Origin of the sequence: Shinella sp. HY16, assembly GCF_028534175.1 — a bacterium.
Lineage (GTDB): Bacteria > Pseudomonadota > Alphaproteobacteria > Rhizobiales > Rhizobiaceae > Shinella.
Genome location: NZ_JAHYXL010000002.1, coordinates 231,424 through 251,823, shown reverse-complemented (window position 1 = coordinate 251,823; position 20,400 = coordinate 231,424). Strand labels below are relative to the sequence as shown.

The 20,400-nt window shown below is 61.6% G+C and carries 16 protein-coding genes and 2 pseudogenes; 8 read left to right on the top strand and 10 right to left on the bottom strand.

Translation table 11 applies throughout. The features are described 5' to 3' along the window. Positions 1-95: 95 nt before the first annotated feature. The 3 genes from K0P03_RS21405 to K0P03_RS21395 are packed head-to-tail and all read right to left on the bottom strand — an operon-like array spanning position 96 to position 5,546. Positions 96-3,359 (bottom strand): error-prone DNA polymerase, encoded by a 3,264-nt coding sequence (locus tag K0P03_RS21405; RefSeq protein WP_272791088.1) that lies wholly within the window; start codon positions 3,357-3,359, stop codon positions 96-98. Next, positions 3,356-4,870, bottom strand: a complete 1,515-nt coding sequence (locus K0P03_RS21400; RefSeq protein WP_272790602.1) for a Y-family DNA polymerase — start codon at positions 4,868-4,870, stop codon at positions 3,356-3,358. The genes K0P03_RS21405 and K0P03_RS21400 overlap by 4 nt, the downstream gene beginning before the upstream one ends. Beyond that, positions 4,788-5,546, bottom strand: a complete 759-nt coding sequence (locus K0P03_RS21395) for an ImuA family protein (protein WP_272790601.1) — start codon at positions 5,544-5,546, stop codon at positions 4,788-4,790. Before K0P03_RS21395 ends, K0P03_RS21400 begins: the two co-directional genes overlap by 83 nt. 206 nt (positions 5,547-5,752) lie before the next feature. Between K0P03_RS21395 and K0P03_RS21390 the strand changes: the two genes are divergently transcribed. The 4 genes from K0P03_RS21390 (at position 5,753) to K0P03_RS21375 (ending at position 9,894) form a co-directional block, all read left to right on the top strand. Next, positions 5,753-7,822, top strand: a complete 2,070-nt coding sequence (locus tag K0P03_RS21390) for an ATP-dependent helicase (protein ID WP_272790600.1) — start codon at positions 5,753-5,755, stop codon at positions 7,820-7,822. A gap of 3 nt (positions 7,823-7,825) precedes the next feature. Then, positions 7,826-8,950, top strand: a complete 1,125-nt coding sequence (dinB, locus tag K0P03_RS21385) for a DNA polymerase IV (RefSeq protein WP_272790599.1) — start codon at positions 7,826-7,828, stop codon at positions 8,948-8,950. Positions 8,951-9,046: 96 nt separating this feature from the next. Further along, the gene (locus K0P03_RS21380) at positions 9,047-9,637 is read left to right on the top strand and encodes an SOS response-associated peptidase (protein ID WP_272790598.1); all 591 of its coding nucleotides are present in this window, start codon (positions 9,047-9,049) and stop codon (positions 9,635-9,637) included. Next, positions 9,637-9,894, top strand: a complete 258-nt coding sequence (locus tag K0P03_RS21375; protein ID WP_272790597.1) for a hypothetical protein — start codon at positions 9,637-9,639, stop codon at positions 9,892-9,894. Before K0P03_RS21380 ends, K0P03_RS21375 begins: the two co-directional genes overlap by 1 nt. Before the next feature lie 112 nt (positions 9,895-10,006). Here the strand turns inward: K0P03_RS21375 and K0P03_RS21370 are convergent, their stop codons facing one another. After that, positions 10,007-10,258: a hypothetical protein gene (locus tag K0P03_RS21370; RefSeq protein WP_272790596.1), complete on the bottom strand. Its 252-nt coding sequence runs from the start codon at positions 10,256-10,258 to the stop codon at positions 10,007-10,009. A 181-nt stretch (positions 10,259-10,439) separates the two neighbouring features. On the opposite strand from K0P03_RS21370, the gene xth reads away from it, so the two are divergent. Continuing rightward, positions 10,440-11,222 (top strand): exodeoxyribonuclease III, encoded by a 783-nt coding sequence (gene xth / locus K0P03_RS21365; RefSeq protein WP_272790595.1) that lies wholly within the window; start codon positions 10,440-10,442, stop codon positions 11,220-11,222. A 2-nt stretch (positions 11,223-11,224) separates the two neighbouring features. Here the strand turns inward: xth and K0P03_RS21360 are convergent, their stop codons facing one another. Beyond that, a complete protein-coding gene (locus K0P03_RS21360) occupies positions 11,225-12,106 on the bottom strand; it encodes a hypothetical protein (RefSeq protein ID WP_272790594.1) in 882 nt (293 codons plus the stop codon). A 199-nt stretch (positions 12,107-12,305) separates the two neighbouring features. Between K0P03_RS21360 and K0P03_RS21355 the strand changes: the two are divergent. Both K0P03_RS21355 and K0P03_RS35695 read left to right on the top strand, forming a co-directional pair. After that, positions 12,306-12,631: pseudogene (locus K0P03_RS21355) on the top strand (Ku protein); the annotation flags it as partial. A gap of 306 nt (positions 12,632-12,937) precedes the next feature. After that, a pseudogene (locus K0P03_RS35695) lies at positions 12,938-13,389 on the top strand (IS110 family transposase); the annotation flags it as partial. Between the two features lie 178 nt (positions 13,390-13,567). On the opposite strand, the gene K0P03_RS21340 reads toward K0P03_RS35695, so the two are convergent. The 5 genes from K0P03_RS21340 to K0P03_RS21320 all read right to left on the bottom strand — a co-directional run bounded on the left by K0P03_RS21340 (position 13,568) and on the right by K0P03_RS21320 (position 18,044). Further along, the gene (locus tag K0P03_RS21340) at positions 13,568-13,939 is read right to left on the bottom strand and encodes a hypothetical protein (protein WP_272790592.1); all 372 of its coding nucleotides are present in this window, start codon (positions 13,937-13,939) and stop codon (positions 13,568-13,570) included. A 184-nt stretch (positions 13,940-14,123) separates the two neighbouring features. Continuing rightward, positions 14,124-14,300: a hypothetical protein gene (locus tag K0P03_RS21335; protein ID WP_272790591.1), complete on the bottom strand. Its 177-nt coding sequence runs from the start codon at positions 14,298-14,300 to the stop codon at positions 14,124-14,126. A 904-nt stretch (positions 14,301-15,204) separates the two neighbouring features. Next, positions 15,205-17,010, bottom strand: a complete 1,806-nt coding sequence (treZ, locus tag K0P03_RS21330) for a malto-oligosyltrehalose trehalohydrolase (protein WP_272790590.1) — start codon at positions 17,008-17,010, stop codon at positions 15,205-15,207. Continuing rightward, on the bottom strand, positions 17,007-17,780 hold the full coding sequence (locus K0P03_RS21325) for an SDR family oxidoreductase (RefSeq protein WP_272790589.1): 774 nt from the start codon (positions 17,778-17,780) through the stop codon (positions 17,007-17,009). The genes treZ and K0P03_RS21325 overlap by 4 nt, the downstream gene beginning before the upstream one ends. 3 nt (positions 17,781-17,783) lie before the next feature. Then, complete coding sequence (locus tag K0P03_RS21320; RefSeq protein ID WP_272790588.1) at positions 17,784-18,044, bottom strand: hypothetical protein; 261 nt, start codon at positions 18,042-18,044, stop codon at positions 17,784-17,786. A gap of 153 nt (positions 18,045-18,197) precedes the next feature. Here K0P03_RS21320 and catE point away from each other — a divergent pair, with 153 nt between their 5' ends. Further along, complete coding sequence (gene catE / locus K0P03_RS21315) at positions 18,198-20,360, top strand: catalase C (RefSeq protein ID WP_272790587.1); 2,163 nt, start codon at positions 18,198-18,200, stop codon at positions 20,358-20,360. Positions 20,361-20,400 lie beyond the last annotated feature (40 nt).

Genomic DNA, 20,400 nt, shown 5'->3' with positions numbered 1-20,400 from the left:
TCGCCTTGGCCCTACACTCCTACAACTGCAAAGCTCCTCGGCATCCGCTGCAACTGCGCTCGTTTCGTTCCGCAATGATCGGCTTGAGTTGGGAATTAATGAAAATTCCGGCTCTTTACCTTCAGCCGATCTATCAAGAGGTCCGGTAGGTAGATGTCACGCGCTGGCGCCGCCGCCTTCGGCCGCTCGCGCGGATCGGGCGCACCGTTACCGCGTGCGAACTCATCTCCTCGGCCATGAGGCAAAGGAAACTGCTCATCCCGCTCGCCCAGCCGGCCGAGATCGTCCGACAGGTCGAACAGCCGCTGCGCCACAAGATGGACGACATCCCCTTCCCGCTGGATCCTGCCGTTGATCGCCATCATCGAAGACGAGAGAAGAACGCGGCGCTGGCGCTCGAACAGGGAAGGCCAGACCACCGCGTTGACGATGCCGGTCTCGTCCTCGAGCGTGAGAAACATGACGCCCTTGGCCGATCCCGGCCGCTGGCGCACGAGCACCAGGCCGCCGGTCATCAGCCAGCGACCATCGCGCGTCCCCATGGCCTCGGCGCATGTGACCATGCCCTTCTGGCGAAGGTCATTGCGGAGGAAGGCGATCGGGTGCTGACGAAGGGTGAGGCCGGTGTGGGCATAGTCCTCGACGACCTCGTGTCCCGCCCTCATTGGGGGCAGGGCGACCGAGGGCTCTTGCACTTCCGCGACTTGATGCGCCTCGCGGTCGGCGGCGGCTGCCCAAAGCTCCAGCGGTTCGTCGCGCAGCGACTTGATCGCCCATAGGGCATTGCGGCGCTGGAACTGGAGTGACGGCAGGAAGGCGTCGGCCTCGGCGAGTTTCACCAGCGCGGCCGTCGGCACGCCTGATCGCCGCCAGAGATCATCGGCAGAGGAGAAAGGTTCGTCAGCGCGTGCGGCCACAATGCGAGCGGCATCTGCCGTCGAGAGACCTTTGACCACCCGCATGCCGAGACGGACGGCGCAATGACGGCTTCCTTCTATTTCCTCGAGCGTGCAGTCCCAGCGCGAGGCATTGACGCAGACGGGCCTGATCACGACGCCGTGCTGAGCGGCATCCCTCACGATCTGGGCTGGCGCGTAAAATCCCATCGGCTGCGCGTTCAAGAGCGCGGCGCAGAAGGCATCGGGGTGGTGACATTTGACCCAGCTCGAGGCGTAGGCAATCAACGCGAAACTGGCAGCGTGGCTCTCCGGAAAGCCATATGAACCAAAACCCTCCAGTTGGGAAAACGTGTTCTCGGCAAACTCGGTCGAGTAGCCGTTCTTGACCATGCCGGCGACCAATTTGTCCTTGAACTTCGAGACGCCGCCCGAGAACTTGAAGGTCGCCATCGATTTCCGCAATTGATCGGCCTCGCCGCCGGAAAAACCGGCGCAGACCATCGCCACCTTCATCGCCGACTCTTGAAATAACGGGATACCGAGGGTCTTCGACAGCACCGCCTCCAATTCGGGCGTCGGATAGTCGACCGGCTCCTTGCCCTCGCGGCGCCGGAGATAGGGATGGACCATATCGCCCTGAATCGGCCCCGGCCTGACAATCGCCACCTGAATGACCAGGTCATAAAATGTGCGCGGCTTCAGGCGCGGCAGCATCGACATCTGCGCCCGGCTTTCGATCTGAAAGGTGCCAAGCGTATCGGCCTTGCGGATCATCGCATAGGTGCGAGGGTCCTCGGAAGGAATGGACGCGAGATCCCATACCTCGCCCTTGTGCGCGGCCATCAGCGCGAAGGCCTTGGCCATGCAGGTCAGCATGCCCAAGGCCAGGACGTCCACCTTCATGAACTTGAGCGCCTCGATGTCGTCCTTGTCCCATTCGATCACCTGGCGATCGTCCATGCGCGCCGGCTCGATCGGCACGAGATCGTCGAGCCGATCATTCGTGAGCACAAATCCACCCGGATGCTGGCCAAGATGGCGTGGCGCGCCCATCAGCTGCTGCGCCAGTTCCAGGGTCAGCTTCAGCCGATAATCGGCGGCGTTGAGGTTGTTTTCCCGGATCTGGCGCTCGGAGACTCCTTCCGACCAACCCCAGACGCCGGACGAAAGCTGGCCGATCATGTCCTCCGGCAGGCCAAGCGCCTTGCCGACGTCGCGCAGGGCGCCCTTCGCCCTATATCGTGTGACGGTCGAACAGAGCGCGGCCTTGCTGCGGCCGTAGGTCTCGTAGATCCACTGGATGACTTCCTCCCTCCTCTCGTGCTCAAAATCCACGTCGATATCCGGCGGTTCGTCCCGCTCCTGGCTGATGAACCGTTCGAACATCAGATCGTTGGTATCAGGGTCGATGGAGGTGACGCCAAGGCAATAGCAGACGGCCGAATTGGCGGCCGAGCCCCTGCCCTGGCAAAGAATCCCTTTCGAGCGCGCAAAACGGACAATGGAATAGACGGTGAGAAAGTAGGGCGCATAGTTCATGGCCCGGATCAGCTCCAGCTCGTCCCGCAGGCACTTTTGCACTTTGTCGGGAATACCCTCGGGATAGCGATTGGCGGCCCCCTCCCAGGTGAACTTGACGAGCGACTGCTGCGGATCGAGTCCCGGCACGATCGCCTCTTCGGGATACTGGTATTGCAGCTCACCGAGATCGAACTTGCAGCGCTCGACGATCTCGCGGCCGCGCGCCAGCGCTTCCGGATACTCCGCAAAGAGCCGGTGCATTTCCTCCGGCGCCTTCAGAAAGCGATCGGCATGACGCTCCCGGTCGAAGCCGACATCGTCGATGGTGGTCCGGATGCGGATGCAGGTCACGACATCCTGCAGCTGGCGCCGGCTGGGATCGTGAAACAGCACATCGTTGGTGACGACAGTCCTGACCTTGAAGCGGGTGGCCATGGTGGCAATGCCGTGGAGGCGCATGCGGTCGTTCGGCCGGCGACGGAGGCACAGGCTGACATAGGCGTGGTCACCGAAAAGCTCTGCCATCTTGCGCAGCTGCACGCCACAGGTCTCGTCGGCCTCGTCGGGCACGAGCACCCCGATCATGCCGGCGGCGTGCTCGGCAACATCTGCGAAATCGATCAGGCACTTGCCCTTGCCGCCGCGCGCCTTGCCAAGCGAGAGCAACCGGGTCAGCCGCGAATAGGCCGGTCGATCCATGGGATAGACGAGGATAGACATGCCGTCAGTCAGATCGAGACGGCAGCCGACGACGAGCCGAATGCCGGTGGCCTTGGCCGCCTCCCAGGCGCGCACGATGCTGGCCAGGCTATTGCGATCGACGACGCCAACAGCATCGATGCCAAGCGCGGCCGCCGCCGCGAACAGTTCCTCGGCGCTGGACGCCCCGCGCAGGAACGAGAAATGCGTCGTGACCTGCAGCTCGGCATAGCGTGTCATCCGAACACCCCATGCACGAACCACAGATGCGAGCCGGTTTCCGGATCGATGCCGTCGCCGGCGCGATAGACCCAGTAGCGTTCGCCAAGCTCGTCCTCGACCACAAAATAGTCCCTGACCGCCTGGAACTCGCGCGGCCGGCGCCACCACTCCCCAAAAATCCGTTCCGGGCCGTCGGCGCGCACAACCTTCCGGCGCTTGCCGCGCCAGGTGAACACCGCCGGCGGCTGGTCCGGCAGCAGCGCGATCACCTCGATGCGCTCCGGGTGCGCGAAGAGCCGCGTCGGCCGCGGCCATTTGACGGCCCAGGCCTCGCCGACGTCAGGCGCGGTCGCCGCGATGCGCCGGACCGAACGCTCCGGCACGTCGGAGGCGACGGGCGCGACGCGAAAGAGCCGGTGGCCGCGAATGCCGAGAATATCGACCAGCGGCGTGATGTCGGCGATCTCCTCCTCGATCAGCGAGGAAGCGACCTGACGCTCCTCCAGCGGCTCGGCGAAAACTGCGACCAGCACCAGCTTCTCGATGCCGAAACCGGGATCGATGGTCTCGATGCGGTCGCAGAGCAACTTTGACAGCCGCGCCGGGTCGCGGACGGGTTTGGCAAGACCGGCTCGCAGATGCTGGCGTGTGTTGTCGACGCGATGGATGAAGAGGTCGCAGCGCCGCGCGCCAAGGCCGTTTTCCGCCAGCCGCGCCGAGAGCTGGCCGACCAGCCGGCGGACATATTTGGCGATGGTCTCTGGGGCACCGATCGGTTCGGCAAAATTCTTCGAGACCTCGATCAGTTCCGGCGTGCGGATCGGCTCGATCGGTTCGGCGATCCGGCCGAACATCTGGTCAAGCCGACGCGCCGGTTCCGGCCCGAACCGCAACGTCAGCGGTGCGCGCGGCATGGCCGAGAGCTGGCCGACCGTATCGATGCCGAGAACACGCAGGCCCCGGACGACCTCTGCAGGCAGCCGCAGGGCGACGATCGGCAGGTCGATGACCGCTTTCGTCACATCGCCCGACGGCACCACCGTCGTTTCCGCCGCCAGCATCCGGGCAAGCGCATGCGCGGCGCCCCAGGTGTCGGCGACAGCGGCGCGCGCCGTCAGCCCACGGCCGCGCAAGAGATTGATGAGGCCGGACACGAGAAGCGCCTCGCCCCCACGAAGATGATCGGCGCCCTCCGTATCGATGACGAGACCGTCGGCGCCGTCGACCGCAACGACGGGGCTATATTGCCGCAGCGTCCAAAGCGCCAGCCGCTCCAGCGCCGCCGCATCTTCGGCCGGGGCCGCATCGACCATGAGAAGATCGGCGACCATGGCCTGCGCTTTGCTGGCGGCCATGCCAATGCGCAGACCAAGCTTCTGGGCTGTCGGATCGGCGGCGGAGATCCATCGTTTCGATCCGCGGCAGGCAATCACGACCAGCGGCTTGTCAGCCGGCAAGGCTTCGCCAGCGCGCCGTCTGATCCGCTCGGTCGACAGCTGCGGGAAGTAGACAGATACGACCCTTGGCATCGGGGGCTCCAATTTCGAATTCGGCGCATTCGCCGGCCTTGACGCGCATCAGTTCCGCCAGCCAGCGCGCCCTGCCAACACCAGCCACCGGCAGTCTTTGCGACGGCAGGGTGCTGATGCGCCACCGCGTCGTCGAGGCCGTCGGCTGCCCATAGTCCGAAGCTTCGTTCTGTCGTCGCCATCGCCGAAGCACGATGCCCATGGCCCCTGTCTTCTCGGCCGCGAGCTGCAGGCGCCGTGAGACGGTCATCGGCAGACGAACGAGTTCACCGACAACGATCGCGAGGCCACGAAACGACAAGCCCTGCTCCATCGCGTCTAATACCTGCTCTTCACGGTCGCTTTCGCAAAACACCACACGATCCGGATGGAGCCCGGCCTGCGTCACGGCTGGGAAAAAAAGGTCCGGGCGCGTCATGCACCAGAGCACCTTGCCGCCGGACCGCGCCGCGACGCCCGCCACGAACAGTGCGGCCGCAGCCCCGTCGACCGTCCCTCCCCCGCCGCCGGCGATCTCGTGCAGCGCCCCGAAGGCGAGCCCTCCGCCCGGCAATGCCCGGTCGACCTCGGTAACCCCGAAAGGCAGCACCTGACGCGCGCGCGTTGCGCCGCCTTCGAGCTGCTCGATGCGCTCGCGAAGCTCGGCCAGCACGGGGTTGAGGGCATGGTTGGTCACGGCAGAATTGTTACTCCCTAGGGTTTCCAGCGGTTCTTGAAGCTGGTATGTTCATTATTTGTTCCGATTGCCCAACTGAGTCAATCGGGACTCCGGTCCGGAAGTTGCCCCTCGGCTAAGTCGTTGAAACGAATCCTTTAGCTGCATCAAGGAGATATCCCGCGATCGGAGGGGTAGGAAATTTTTCTTAGGCATGCTGGGGACAAATGGCGGCGGCGCATCTCGAAAAACTCAACGATCGGCAGCGCGAGGCCGTCGAACATGGCATTGGCCTGCAGGATGGAAAAATCGGCGGCCCGCTCCTGATTATCGCCGGCGCGGGCAGCGGCAAAACCAACACGCTGGCACACCGCGTCGCGCACCTGATCGTCAACGGCGCCGATCCGCGCCGTATCCTGCTGATGACGTTTTCGCGGCGGGCAGCCTCCGAGATGGCGCGCCGGGTGCAGCGCATCTGCCGCCAAGTGCTGGGCGACAATGCCGCCATCATGACCGACGCCCTGGCCTGGGCCGGCACGTTCCACGGGATCGGCGCGCGGCTCTTGCGGATGTATGCCGAGCAGATCGGCCTCAGCGTCGATTTCACCATCCATGACCGGGAGGACAGCGCCGACCTGATGAACCTCGTTCGGCATGACCTTGGCTTTTCCGCCAAGCAGAGCCGGTTCCCCACCAAGAGCACCTGCATCGCCATCTATTCTCGCGTCGTCAATTCCGAGGCCTCGATCAAGGAGGTCCTGAAATCCTCCTATCCGTGGGTATTGGAATGGGAGGAAGAGCTGAAGCAGCTCTTCGCCGCCTACACCGAGGCCAAACAAGCGCAGAACGTCCTGGATTACGACGATCTGCTGCTTTACTGGGCACAGATGGTTTCAGAACCGGAACTGGCCGAGGATGTCGGCAAGCGCTTCGACCACATCCTCGTCGACGAATACCAGGACACCAATCGTCTGCAGGCCTCGATCCTCATGTCGCTGGCCCCCGGCGGCCGCGGGTTGACCGTCGTCGGCGACGATGCACAGTCGATCTATTCCTTTCGCGCGGCGACCATTCGCAACATCCTGGATTTCCCGAAGGAGTTCTCGCCGAAACCCGCTGACGTCATCACGCTCGACCGCAACTACCGCTCGACGCAGCCGATCCTTGCCGCCGCCAATGCCGTCATCGAGCTGGCACGGGAGCGCTATACCAAAAACCTCTGGACCGATCGGGTCTCCGAGCAGCGGCCCATGCTCGTCACCGTCAAGGACGAGATCGACCAGGCCGCCTATATCGTCGAGCAGGTGCTGGCCAACCGGGAGATCGGCATGACGCTGAAACAGCAGGCCGTGCTGTTCCGAACCTCCAGTCACAGCAGCGCGCTGGAAATAGAGCTCACGCGGAGAAACATTCCCTTTGTCAAATTTGGCGGCCTCAAATTTTTGGACGCTGCCCATGTGAAGGACATGCTGGCGGTCATGCGATTTAGCCAAAACCCGCGCGACCGGGTTGCCGGCTTCCGGGTGCTGAAGCTGTTGCCCGGTATCGGGCCGCAGATCGCTGGCAAGATCCTCGACACGATCGCGACCGATCCCGAGCCGTTGCAGTCGCTCGCCGAAATCCCGCCGCCGGCCAAGACCGGCGACGACTGGCCCGCCTTCGTCACGCTGGTCACGGAGCTGCGAAAGGCGGAGGCCGCTTGGCCCGCGGAGATCGGCACGGTGCGGATGTGGTACGAGCCGCATCTCGACCGTATCCATGAGGATGCCGACACCCGCAAGGACGACCTGCTGCAGCTCGAACAGATCGCCAGCGGCTATGCGAGCTGCGAGCGGTTCCTGACCGAACTGACACTGGACCCGCCGGATGCGACCAGCGACCAGGCCGGGGTGCCGCTGCTAGATGAGGACTATCTGATCTTGAGCACGATCCATTCGGCCAAAGGACAGGAGTGGCGCGCCGTCTACATGCTCAACGTCGTCGACGGCTGCATGCCTTCCGATCTCGGCGCCGGCACCACCGCCGAACTCGAAGAGGAGCGCCGGCTGCTTTATGTCGGCATGACCCGGGCGCGCGACAATCTGACCCTTGTCACCCCGCAGCGCTTCTTCACGCATGGACAGTCTGCGACCGGCGACCGGCATGTCTATGCGTCGCGGACCCGCTTCATTCCCGCCACGCTCCTGCAGTATTTCGAGACGGCAACCTGGCCGAAGATCTCGGCCGCCGCCAGCGAGCGCAGCGCAAATCAGATCCGCGTCGATGTTCGAGAGCGCATGCGGTCGATGTGGAAATGAGCCATGCAACATGTCACGCTGATCGACATGATGGAGCAGAAGCCGGACCGGGAGGAGCGGGTCCGGCGCATCATCCATGTGGACATGGATGCCTTTTATGCCTCCGTCGAACAGCGTGACAATCCGGAACTGCGCGGCAAGCCCGTTGCTGTCGGCGGCGCGGCCGCCCGCGGTGTCGTGGCGGCGGCAAGCTATGAAGCGCGTGTGTTCGGCGTGCGATCCGCTCTGCCATCGATCTCTGCCAAGCGGCGCTGCCCGGATCTAATCTTCGTTCCGCCCCGCTTCGAAGTCTATCGAGCCGTTTCAGCCCAGATCCATGCGATTTTCGCCGAGCATACCGATCTGATCGAGCCGCTATCGCTCGATGAGGCCTATCTCGATGTCACCGACAACAAGCAGGGCATCCCGGTTGCGACGGAGATCGCCACCAGGATCCGCGCTCGTATCAAGGAGGTAACCGGGCTCAACGCATCGGCCGGTATCTCGTATTGCAAGTTTCTGGCAAAGATGGCCTCGGACCTCAACAAACCGAATGGACAGGCGGTCATCACGCCCAGGCATGGCCCAGCCTTTGTCGAGGGTCTCGCCGTCAAGAAATTCCACGGCGTCGGGCCGGCGACTGCCGCTAAGATGGAACGGCTCGGAATTTTGACCGGCGCGGACCTGAAAGCACAGTCCCTCGCATTTCTCCAGCAGCATTTTGGTAAGTCGGGCGCCTGGTACTACACGATTGCCCGTGGCATCGACGATCGGCCGGTCCGACCGGATCGAGAGCGCAAGTCCGTCGGCGCCGAAGATACCTTCATGACCGACCTCTTCGATCTCGATGCAGCGCGTGCGGAAATCTCCCCCCTAGTCGACAAGGTCTGGCGCCATTGCGAGGCCAAGAACCTTCACGGTCGGTCCGTCACGCTGAAGGTGAAATACACCGATTTCCAGATCATCACACGAAGCAAGACCGAAGCAGTCCCGTTCGGATCCGCGGAAGAGATCGTCGCTACCGTCCACTCCCTCCTTGCTCCGTTGTTTCCCACGGCGAAAGGGATCCGCCTTCTCGGCGTGACCCTGTCATCCTTCGGCGATGATATTGAACGGGGACCGGACGATCAGCTCCAGCTGGAGATCTAGGCGATCATTGATTGGCGCAGCCAATCGCATCGAAATCCTCAGTGCCCGCGCTAGATTATTGCCGAGCCAAGATATGACGGAGCTGCTGGAGGGATCATGTGCAACGATTATCGCCTGCTGGTCGAACTGGCCTCGGTCATCGAGGAGTTCGAGCATCTCAAGATGAATATCCGCTTTCCCGAGGGCAGGCCGAACATCGAGGCGCGCGAGGATATCAGGATCACCGACACGGCGCCCATCGTTCGCTCGGTCGAAGGCGAGCGCGGCGCTGGTGAACTTGACCAGCGGCGATGGAGCTGGCCGGGACCGAGCAGGAAGCCGGTCTACAATTTCCGGTCGGAAGGCCGCGAGTTCAGCTCGAACAGGGCTTTGATTTTGTGTGACGGCTTTTACGAATTCACGGACCCGGTCGAGAAAGGCAAAAAGCGCAAGAACAAGTGGCTGTTTCAGAAGGTCGGGGATCCGATCTTTGCCATTGCCGGCATCTGGCGCGCGACCGACGAGGTCGGCGAGGCCTTCACCATGCTGACCATGGAGCCCGGCCCCGATTTCGCAGCCTACCACGATCGCCAAATCGTGATCCTCGAGCGCGACGCCTGGGCAGACTGGCTCGATCCGTCCGTCTCGGCAGAATCGCTGATCAAGCCGCTCCCTGCCGGCTCCCTTTCCGTGGAGCAGGTCGGCTGATGCGTTTCTCCTTCCCGCATAGTCACGCCTTTCCCGGCGGCGAGGTTCGCGTCGAAGATGCGGAGGCTGCGGAAGGCATGTGTGTGGTCGAGTTCGGCGACGGGATCGCCATGATTGGAGAATGGCATCCGGACGGCGGCGAATTTCACCTTTCGGTCCCGGCCTATCGCACGGCGCGCGGTACGGATGTCGATGCGCGCCGCTGGCGGCTGGCCCGCGACAAGGATGGAACCTGGCGCTCGCGGCGATCCGCGTGATCCTGCCGGTAGCACTGTCCCGAAATGACGAAGGGCGCTCGAGCCTTTCGGGGAGCGCCCTTCTGACCCGGACGACTGCGAACGCGCGACGGATATCGTCGCTGCAGGCAGTTCATCGATGACGGGCAGTGAGCGATAAATGGGGAAAGCTATCCGGGAAATCAAGGCCATCGGGATTGCCGGTCACCTGTAGCGGTGCATCAAGGCAGGCATCGCAGATACCGCAGCCGTCATCGTCCATCGCCTGGTCCGTTTTTCCGCAACAGATGCAGGACGCGGCCTGTCGATCAGTCTTGGCGCACCGGCGCGGCAGAATGAATTCGGCCGTGTCATCAAAAAGAATATCGATGGGAATTGTCTTCATCGCGGTCGTCTCCAACGATCTTCAGCACAGATAGGAGCGCTCAAAATCTTTGCAATGGCAGGGAAAGACGTCCGGCGAGATCATCTTGCCGCACGCGTCCCTGGAGCTCCAAAGGCGCGGGGAACCTTTGAAATTCCGGGACGGTTTCCCCTTAGACCATCTCCGCGCGAGGAGCAGCTTCGTGAAACTCGCCACCTACAATGTCAACGGCATCAACGGCCGGCTTCCCGTCCTTCTGCGATGGCTGGAAGAAGACGCGCCCGACATCGTCTGCCTGCAGGAGCTCAAATCGCCGGACGAGCGCTTTCCCCGGCGCGAACTCCAGCGATTGGGATACGACGCCGTCTGGCATGGGCAGAAAAGTTGGAACCGTGTCGCGATCCTCGCCAGGGATGCAACCCCCATCCTGACGCGCCGCGGCCTGCCCGGCGATCCGGACAACACCCATAGCCGTTATATCGAGGCCGCTGTCGACGGCATCCTGGTCGGCTGCCTCTACCTGCCGAACGGCAATCCGGCGCCCGGCCCGAAATTCGACTACAAGCTGCGCTGGTTCGAGCGGCTCCACACCTATGCGGCCGATCTGCTGACTCTCGATCTTCCCGTGGCGCTGATCGGCGATTTCAACGTCATGCCGACCGATCTCGACGTCTATGCACCGGAGCGCTGGCGCGACGACGCATTGTTCCGCCCCGAGGTCAGGGCGGCCTATGCGGACCTTCTCGCCCAGGGCTGGACCGACGCCGTCAGCCACCTGCATCCGAAGGGACGGATCTATACCTTCTGGAAATACTGGCGGAACTCCTTCGAACGCGATGCGGGCCTGTGCATCGATCATCTTCTCCTCAGCCCGACGCTCGCGCCTTGGCTTCGGAAGGCGAGCGTCCGGCGTGGTCTACGAGGCTGGGAGCACACCAGCGACCATGCACCGGTGATGATCGAGATAGAGCCACCATCGGATTGAGGTCAGTCGGAAGTGCGTTTGCTCGCTCGACGCTCGCGCGCACTCGCCGTTCGACGCGCCTCACGCAACTCCTCAAGGGTCGGCAGCCACCAGCCCCGCCGACGTTCTTGTTCTCCCGGTTCGACCTTCGACGGCCAGGTGTGGACAAGCTCGTCAAGCGAAGGCGTTCGCCATGTGGCCCAGACATGGTCCTCGAGAAGGGCCGGATAGAGTTCGACGATGTCTTCGCGCTCGACCAGTTCGCCGTTGCTGTCGCTCACCACGACAATACCGTAGGCCGTGGTCGCAATCGGCCGATCCGGCGGTGGCAGATCGTCAACGGGAATCGGGATGCGCCGGCGCTTGCGTTCGGCCGCCCGGAGGCGGGAGGTCCTCTCCTCGTCCGTCCCTCTACGCGCCTCGGCGCGCTTGCGTCGTTCTTCAGGCTCGCACCGCTGTGCTTCCGTCTCGATGTCATGCCAGCGCTCGACGAGATCGTCATAGGAGGCAAAAGGCACCCGCCAGACCTTGTGCTCGCCATCCCAGCGCGCGAACGGCACCTGACGGATTTCCTCGACCAGCTTGCGCGAATAGGGCGTCTTGATGCGGAACCCTTCTTTGTCAACGCCAAGATAGGGGCTAAGGATCGGCTCGAACTCGAAGGCATCCCTGCCCCTCGCATCGGCATACGGATCGACACGCGACTCTTCCCTTGCCATCCAGCGATCTATGCGCCGTCGCGCGGTCTTTCCAGGGACGAGCCACGCCTTCCGCCGGTCGTTCCAGCGGGCGTGTGGAAAGGTTTCGCGAAACCGCTGTACCGTCATCCGGTCAAACGGAAACGAGACGGCGGCACGCTCGTCGTCCTCTATAGCGTCATGGCCAATGTCGTCACCGTCAACCATCCCATTGCCTTCCAGTTGCAATCCTCACAAAACGCACGCCATCTCGAAAAGATGCAGCGAATCAAAGGCATGATCGAGACTCGCAAAAGGAGAGGCGGAGATCGCTTAAGTCATTGATTTCCGATTCTTTTCGATGCGGAACAAATTCGCAAATGATTCGCTTGACTCGTTTTGGTTGCGTCGAGTCGGGAGTATCGAGATGGCCGGTCATCGTGCCCAGTGGAAGGGTTTCATCAAGTTCGGCGAGGTGAGTTGCGGTGTCGGCCTCTACACGGCGGCGAGCACGTCCGAGCGCATTGCGTTCCACACGATCAACAAAAAGACCGGCAATCGCGTCAATCGCGTCTTCATCGACAGCGACACCGGCAAGGAGGTCGAGCGCGAGGACCAGACCAAGGGCTTTGAGATCGAGAACGGCCAGTACATCATGATCGATCCTGAAGAGGTCGCGGCTACCATCCCGGAGAGCAACAAGACGATGACGTCTATTTCGACAAGCCCTACTATCTGGTGCCGAAGCGATTATCACGGCCGAAGGAAAGCTCATGACGGACAAGATCGATGCAACGCGTGAGCGGATGAGCCGGGCGATCTTCGATACTTGATATTGCTGATCTGGTGCGATTGATGCGCCACTTCGCTGATGCATTCAGGCAGGATCGGAATTAGGCACAAAAGGCCGGATCACGAGGCTTGCGCCCAATCCCCATTAAGAAGCCAAAAGAAGCGGAGAAGAGCCAAGATTGCGCACGATGACGTAGTTGCTGCCGGCATGTCTCAGTCTCCTCGTTGGTGGCAGACTGGTCCCAGTATCAACTGGAGGACATCATGATGAAACAGTATGTCGGATTGGACATCTCACAGAAGGAGACCGCCGTTTGCGTCGTGGACGAATCTGGTCGCCTTATCTTTGAGGGCCGGGCGAGATCGGATCCTGTTGTTTTGACGGCGCTTGTCGCGAAGAAGGCCCCACATGCGGAACGCGTCGGCTTCGAGACAGGTCCTTTGTCAAGCTGGCTCTGGCATGACCTGAGGCGGATCGGCGTGCCGGTGATTTGCATCGACGCGCGACGCGCCCATGCAGTGTTGTCGTCCCGATGAACAGAAGCTCTGAGTACGACGCGCGCGGCTTGGCCGAGCTGGTTCGCATCGGTTGGTATCGCGAGGTTGCGGTGAAGAAGAAGGCCAGCCAAAAGATCCGCTCTATGCTGATCGCGCGTCTCGCCATCGCGAGACAGTTCCAGCGCTGCGTCATCGAATCGACCGGAGACGGTCACGTGCTAATGGTTGCACCGCATCGAGGCTCAAGGGGCCGCAGTCGACACCGGGCTGCCCGATACCTACTTGCGTTGGTCGCAGTCGATCTACTCCGGCTACGGCACGCTCAAAACGAAGCAGGCTACCATTGTTGACCAGAGTGGCATCGTTGGGTTCCTTCGCAATGAAACGAACGCGTCCGCATCAATTTCCCGCACCGTCTGGGCTAACGCTCTGGCTATCATCGCCGGTGCTCGACGATTGGGTCGCATCACCATCGACAGGAACCGTTTCGCCGCCGCCCGGGACCGTATTGTCAATAGTATCCTGGGTGGGGCGCTGCATCTCTTTCGAGGTTGAGGATGTCTGTTCCGTATCAACTTTGGGGTCGGCGCGTTCGCCCCAAATCTCTACCGCTCCCCAGACAAGGAACGAAAGCGCCAAGCTGATGGCGAGCACTTTCACCACCGGCCGGCCAAGGCCGCCCTGCCGGGTTTCCCGCGCATTGTACTCCTGGCGCGCGGGATCGTGGGTGCGTGTCAACGGATCGCCGCGTTCATCCTGCTGATGAGTCATGGCTGGTACTCCCTGAAAATCGAGACAGGAAGGAAACTTACGGCGAAAGCTATTGTTCCGGAGAACTTCTTCCCGTCAAGAGGGGCGATAGATACCGGCGGTTCCGACTCCGCGCCACCTAGCCGAAGAGGCGTTCTATCCGCCCAACCTCAACCTTTCTCGCACGCTCCAGAGCATTCCTTCTTCAGCCGCGCTTCTCGCAAACGACGCGTTTTTTCTTCGCGGATCCTTCGTGGCGAAACTGCTGCGGGCTTCGGGGCATTTGGGAAACCAAGGCTGCGAGGTGATCTCGTTGTAGATTTTTTGCAGCGATCTCAGGTTCCTCGGGCTGGAACGTCCCCTTCAAGGGACGACTGTTCATCGTCGCCCCCTTTTGCCTGGGGCGGAAGCGCGCTACTGCTCACACGGATGGCGCCCGTATCAATTGCCACCCGCGTGTACACGATACGCTCGACCAGGCGAAAGTCCACCCCGCGAAACGAAACTCCTTCGACCACGGCTGGGGCGACCAATGCTTGACAGTCTGGCGCCGTTCTTACTCGTTGACGCCGTGAAACGTTCGTGCGGCCATTTCCACAAGAGCTGGATGTTTGAGTGGATCGTAGGTCGATCCCGGATACGTATCGAAGAGGTACTTCGCAAAGCTCTTCCGCGTCCGCTCGTCTTTCAAGAACCACGGTTTCGTCCTGATCTCGTCAAAAAAGCGCTTTCAGCGCGGCGAGTTCCTCGGGCTCGAAAGCACCAGCACTAGCTGGCCAGGACAAGGCGAACCTCATTTGGTTGCGGGCGCAACTTCAGCCAACCTGGAAAGCGCCCGGTACCAAATGCCACCCGTGGATGTTTCCTACATCGAGAGCACCAATTGTCGAGTCAATAATCAGGCGCCTAACACAATCATTCGTGAACAGATGACAACCGTCGAAAACCTTGGCACCAGTTTCCATACGATCGCAGAGGCCGCAAAAACTGAGGGGTTTGTGCTAATGGAGCACACTCTAAGGCTTCGCCTGTATCTCAAAGGATGTGGTGGTGGCGATCCCCGAGGGGTCGTCGTGCGCTACGCCGGTAATAAGCCCAGCCCCAGCTGTCTCAGGATGGCGGGTTCTGAACCGCCGTCGCGCAGAGCATCTCCTTCATCCGCTGAATCGCCAGGCGATCTAGATGCTATGCTCGTCATCGATCGCAAGCTCTTGTATGGCGCACGTCCTCAGCGCAGCGCCGACACGCGAACCGAGGTGGCGCAATGAAGTTCCGCGCCAACACCATCATGACCCAGCCTCGTCAGTGAAACTCCCCGAAGGCCGAACAAAGAGGAGGATCGACCAGGCGGGGACGGTATCCCGCTCCCCGTCCCGGCAGCTCGCATAAACGAGATCGCCGAGGTCTCCACCAAGGTCGCGAGGCTCGTCGGAGGCATTTGCCCGCAGCTGGAGCAGCCCGCCAATCAGCCGCCAGTCGACGAAGAGTTCCGCGTCCGTGTCCGATACGATGGTCCCCGCGTAGCCCTGGGCATCTGCGAGCAATGGGACCACGTACTGACGGCGGATGTCGATCAGCCGAGTCATGAATGCTCGCCAGTCCTCGCGCTCCGGCGCGTCCAGGTTTGACCAGTCGAGCTTTGACCCTGTGAAGGCCGTCCAATCGTTCGGATCCACGATATCCTCCGGCCCTGCCCCGGTGGGATAGCCTCCAAAATTCTCCGCCTCCCTGAATCGGTTCCGGTGGATGTCGGCGGCCAGATCTCCGCTATAGTCGGCAAAGAAGCGAAACGGACGGTCGCTGAGATGTTCGTCGCCCATGAAGACCAGGGGGATTTGCGGCGACAGGAAGAGAATTTCGGTCAGGAGACGATGAACCTTCGGGTCGAGTGACGCGTGTAGCCGGTCACCCAGCGCCCTGTTGCCGACCTGATCGTGATTTTGAAGAAAGTGTACGAAGGCTGTTGGTGCCAAGGATGCAGGATGCGGCAAGACTGAACCGACCGTGGCTTTGCCTTGGTTCAGATAGCCCTCCGTCAGTGCTTGCTTGATCTGCCGCCAAGGCCGCTCCTTGTAGGGCGCATAGTGGCCCTCGGCTTCTCCGGTCACAGCAACGTGCATGGCGTGATGGAATTCGTCGTTCCAGTCCGCCGCAAACAGGCGATGGCCATTTTCATTTGCCGCGAGCAAATCGCCGCCATTGCTGGAATTTTCTACAATAAGATGCACATGACGATCTGTGAACGCCGAATGCACCGTGTCGGAGATTTCCTGCAGAATGTGCGGCGTTCCGGCATCGACGATCTGATCGACGGCGTCGAGCCGAAGGCCATCGAACCGATACGCCTGCAGCCAATGAAGAACGTTTCCGATAAAGTAGGATCGTACTGCCGGCTCATCGAATGCAATACGAGGTCCCCACGGCGTGGGATCCTCACTATGGAAGAACTCGGGGGCATAGTGCGGCAGGAAGTTTCCTTCCGGTCCGAAATGGTTGTAGACCACATCAGGGAAGACCATCAGCCCGCACCGATGAGCAGCGTCAACGAAGTGCCGGAGATCGTCCGGCGTGCCATAGGCGTTGTGCGGTGCAAATTGGAATACACCGTCGTAACCCCAGCCCCAGCGGCCGGGAAACTGGGCGATCGGCATAAGTTCGATCGCGGTGAAGCCGATCTCCGCAAGTGCGGACAAGTGCTCGATTGCCGCGGTATAGGTTCCCTCCCGCGTGAACGTCCCGACATGGAGTTCATAGAACACAGCCTCTTCCCACGGGCGTCCGCACCAACCGGTTTGTTTCCACGCAAAACGGTCGGATGCGCATAGCAACGAGGGGCCATCGACACCCAGCGGCTGAAAGCGAGAGGCGGGATCGGGCACGCGCCTGCCATCGGATAGCACATAGCAGTAGAGAGCGCCCACAGGCTGATGGTCGAGACGGACCGCGAACCAACCTTCATCCTGCCGCTCCATCACCACCTGGCGGCCGTCGATGTCCAGCTTCAAAGAGGATTCGGCCGGCGCCCAAAGCCGGAACACTGTCGAGCCGTCCTTGCAAAAATGCGGCCCCCAGCCACCATCAACGGCCATCATCGCAGCAACCCCTGACCGCCGTCGACGAAGACCGAAGAGCCTGTCATATGCGATGCCTCGGCGCTGAGCAGAAAACGGATGACCTTGGCAACGTCGATTGCCTGGCCCGGCTTGCCATCGGTCAAGGGAATGCTGCCCTGCGGCCAAATGACAGGCACTTCCGTTTCCGCGCGGTTGCGGATTTCAGAGCCGGCGACAATGTTTGTGTCGATCGCTCCCGGGCAGACGACATTGACGCGGATGCGATGTTTTCCAAGCTCAAGGGCCAGCTGCTGCGCCATGGCCACCTGCGCTGCCTTGGACGCGCTATAGGCGGTCGCACCTGGATTGGTGAAAGTGTGTACCCCGTTGATCGACGATACGATGACAATTGCGCCGCCTCCAGCACGCTTCAGCAGCGGAACGGCCTTGTGAAGCGTCAGGTAAGTGCCGCGAAGATTGATGCTGATCGTCTCGTCCCATTCGGAGGGCATTAGATTCTCGATCGGTGCCCAGACGCCATTGATGCCGGCGTTCGCCACGACCGCGTCCAGGCGGCCGAAATGGGCCTTCGTTTTCTGGACGATATCACCAACGTCAGATTCATCAGACACGTCACCGGCAATCGCGATTGCCTCGGCGTCGGCCACAAGAGCCTCGCGCGTTTGGGAGAGAGCATTTTCGTCGCGGTCGAAGAGCACGAGACGATGGCCCGTTGACGCAAGAAGTTCCGCCGTCGCCCGCCCTATTCCAAATGCGGCGCCAGTAATCACCGTAACGGGAGACCCCATGGGTCAGCTCCGCACTTCGGACGTGAAGCCAGTGGTCTCGACAGCTTCCACGCTTATAGTCTCGTCTTCGATATCGCCTTGCTGTTGTGGATTGGAATCGAAAGCGGTGAGCTGGACCATGATTTCCTTGGCGCGCGTGACCGCGGCATCTTCAGATACATCATGCGCAACCATGCACACCGATACCTTCTCGCGGCCCTCCCCGACGAATTCAACCGTCGTCGTGCCTTCTGCGCTGCGAACATTCGTTTCGATGAGTTGCATAGTGACCTCCTATCAGGATGGTCAAAACCGAAGACGGGAGACGAAGTTCCTGTACGTTTGCGGACGGACCGGGTCGCCGAGACAACGAATGTGTCGGCATACGGAACCTTTCGCGGCTTGTGTTGTTGGCCATCCGCAAACAGGGAGCGCACCATGGCCAAGAGTACATCCTCGAAACCCGCATCAGCGAAATCCTCGAAAACCACGGCGACCACGGCGCAGGTCCACGATCAGAAGATGGCGCGTGGCAATGGCGGCGAGCTGCACCAGGTTGCCGAGGGCGAAACGCCCGTTCTGACGACGGCGCAAGGCGGTCCTGTCGCTGATGGCCAGAACTCGCTGCGCGTCGGCGCACGCGGGCCGCTGCTGGTCGACGACTTCCATTTCCGCGAGAAGATCTTCCACTTCGACCACGAACGCATCCCAGAGCGGGTCGTGCATGCGCGCGGATACGGAGCACATGGCTTCTTCGAGACGTATGAGTCCCTCGCTGCCTATACGAGGGCGGATATTTTCCAGCGCGCCGGCGAGAAGACCCCGGCCTTCGTGCGGTTCTCTACTGTCGCCGGCAACAAGGGCTCCTTCGATCTCGCCCGCGACGTCCGCGGCTTTGCCGTCAAGCTCTATACGCAGGAAGGCAACTGGGATCTCGTCGGCAACAATATCCCGGTCTTCTTCATCCAGGACGCCATGAAGTTTCCCGACATGGTGCATGCGGTGAAGCAAGAACCCGATCGCGCCTTCCCGCAGGCCCAGAGCGCGCATGATAATTTCTGGGACTTCATCAGCCTGACACCGGAAAGCATGCACATGATCATGTGGGTCATGTCGGACCGGGCCATTCCCCGCTCCTTCCGCTTCATGGAAGGCTTCGGCGTGCACACCTTCCGTCTCCTCAATGCGAAGGGTGAGCCCACGTTCGTCAAATTCCACTGGAAACCCAAGCTCGGTCTGCAATCCGTCGCCTGGAACGAGGCGGTGAAGATCAACGGCGCCGATCCGGACTATCATCGCCGCGACCTTTGGAACGCGATTCAGGCTGGTAACTTCCCCGAATGGGAGCTCTGTCTGCAGCTGTTCGATCAGGATTTCGCCAACAGCTTCGACTTCGATATCCTCGATCCCACCAAGATCATTCCCGAGGAGGTGCTGCCGGTGAAACCGGTCGGCCGCCTCGTTCTCGATCGCATGCCGGAGAATTTCTTCGCTGAGACGGAGCAGGTCGCCTTCATGACCCAGAATGTCCCGCCCGGCATCGATTTCTCCAACGATCCGCTGCTGCAGGGCCGCAACTTCTCCTACCTCGACACCCAGTTGAAACGCCTTGGCAGCCCGAACTTCACGCATATCCCGATCAACGCGCCGAAATGTCCCTTACATCATTTCCAGCAGGACGGGCATATGGCCATGCGCAACCCCGTCGGCCGGGCCAACTATCAGCCCAACTCCTGGGGCGAGGGACCGCGGGAATCGCCGTCGGCTGGTTTTCCGCATTTCCCTGCGGAAGAGCAGGGCCAGAAGGTGAGGCTACGCCCCGAAAGCTTTGCCGACCACTATAGCCAGGCGCGCCAGTTCTACATTAGCCAAACCCCAGCCGAGCAGCGGCACATCGCGGCCGCTCTGACCTTCGAGCTCAGCAAGGTCGAAACGCCAGTGATCCGCGAACGCGTCGTCTCGCATCTGATGAATATCGACGAGACCCTCGCCAACACCGTCGCCGAGAAACTAGGCTTCCAGTCCATGCCGAAACCCGCCGATGCCGCAATGCCGACACGGCAGGATCTGGAGGCCTCGCCTGCGCTGAGCATTGTGGAACGAGGACCCAAATGCTTCGAGGGACGCAAGCTTGGCATCCTCATCACGGACGGCGTCGATATCGACCTTCTGACCGGCCTGCGGGACGCCATCGCGGCGGAAAAGGCAGAGGTCGCACTGATCGCGCCGAAAGTCAGCGGCGTGACGGCGTCCGACGGTTCATGGGTGCCGGCGCAGTTCATGATCGACGGCGGTCCTTCGGTGCTTTTCGACGCGGTCGCGCTCCTGCCGGCCAAGGCGGCGATGGATGATCTTCTTCAAGAAGCGACCGCGCGGGACTTCGTCGCCGATGCCTTCCAGCACTGTAAGTTCATTGGCCACGTCGCCGATGCCCTCCCGCTCCTGCAGGTGGCCGGGATTGCCGACAGGCTCGATGAAGGTGTCATCGAACTGCCTGGCGAAAACGGCCTCTCTGCCTTCGTCGCGGAACTCGGCAAGCTGCGCCTTTGGGCACGCGAGCCCTCCGTCAAGCTTGGCAAGGCATCCGTTCCGCCTGCTTAGTCGGCAGCATTCTTTGCCGTGTGCGCGGGGAACAAAGGTC

Excerpts from the sequence above, each read along its gene's own strand:
- K0P03_RS21370 (WP_272790596.1), bottom strand. The coding sequence starts at position 10,258 with ATGAAGACAATTCCCATCGATATTCTTTTTGATGACACGGCCGAATTC.
- K0P03_RS21360 (WP_272790594.1), bottom strand. The coding sequence starts at position 12,106 with ATGGTTGACGGTGACGACATTGGCCATGACGCTATAGAGGACGACGAG.
- treZ (WP_272790590.1), bottom strand. The coding sequence starts at position 17,010 with ATGATGGCCGTTGATGGTGGCTGGGGGCCGCATTTTTGCAAGGACGGC.
- catE (WP_272790587.1), top strand. The coding sequence starts at position 18,198 with ATGGCCAAGAGTACATCCTCGAAACCCGCATCAGCGAAATCCTCGAAA.
- dinB (WP_272790599.1), top strand. The coding sequence starts at position 7,826 with ATGCAACATGTCACGCTGATCGACATGATGGAGCAGAAGCCGGACCGG.
- K0P03_RS21335 (WP_272790591.1), bottom strand. The coding sequence starts at position 14,300 with ATGAACAGTCGTCCCTTGAAGGGGACGTTCCAGCCCGAGGAACCTGAG.
- K0P03_RS21400 (WP_272790602.1), bottom strand. The coding sequence starts at position 4,870 with ATGCCAAGGGTCGTATCTGTCTACTTCCCGCAGCTGTCGACCGAGCGG.
- K0P03_RS21340 (WP_272790592.1), bottom strand. The coding sequence starts at position 13,939 with ATGACTCATCAGCAGGATGAACGCGGCGATCCGTTGACACGCACCCAC.
- K0P03_RS21320 (WP_272790588.1), bottom strand. The coding sequence starts at position 18,044 with ATGCAACTCATCGAAACGAATGTTCGCAGCGCAGAAGGCACGACGACG.
- K0P03_RS21375 (WP_272790597.1), top strand. The coding sequence starts at position 9,637 with ATGCGTTTCTCCTTCCCGCATAGTCACGCCTTTCCCGGCGGCGAGGTT.
- K0P03_RS21325 (WP_272790589.1), bottom strand. The coding sequence starts at position 17,780 with ATGGGGTCTCCCGTTACGGTGATTACTGGCGCCGCATTTGGAATAGGG.
- K0P03_RS21380 (WP_272790598.1), top strand. The coding sequence starts at position 9,047 with ATGTGCAACGATTATCGCCTGCTGGTCGAACTGGCCTCGGTCATCGAG.
- K0P03_RS21405 (WP_272791088.1), bottom strand. The coding sequence starts at position 3,359 with ATGACACGCTATGCCGAGCTGCAGGTCACGACGCATTTCTCGTTCCTG.
- K0P03_RS21390 (WP_272790600.1), top strand. The coding sequence starts at position 5,753 with ATGGCGGCGGCGCATCTCGAAAAACTCAACGATCGGCAGCGCGAGGCC.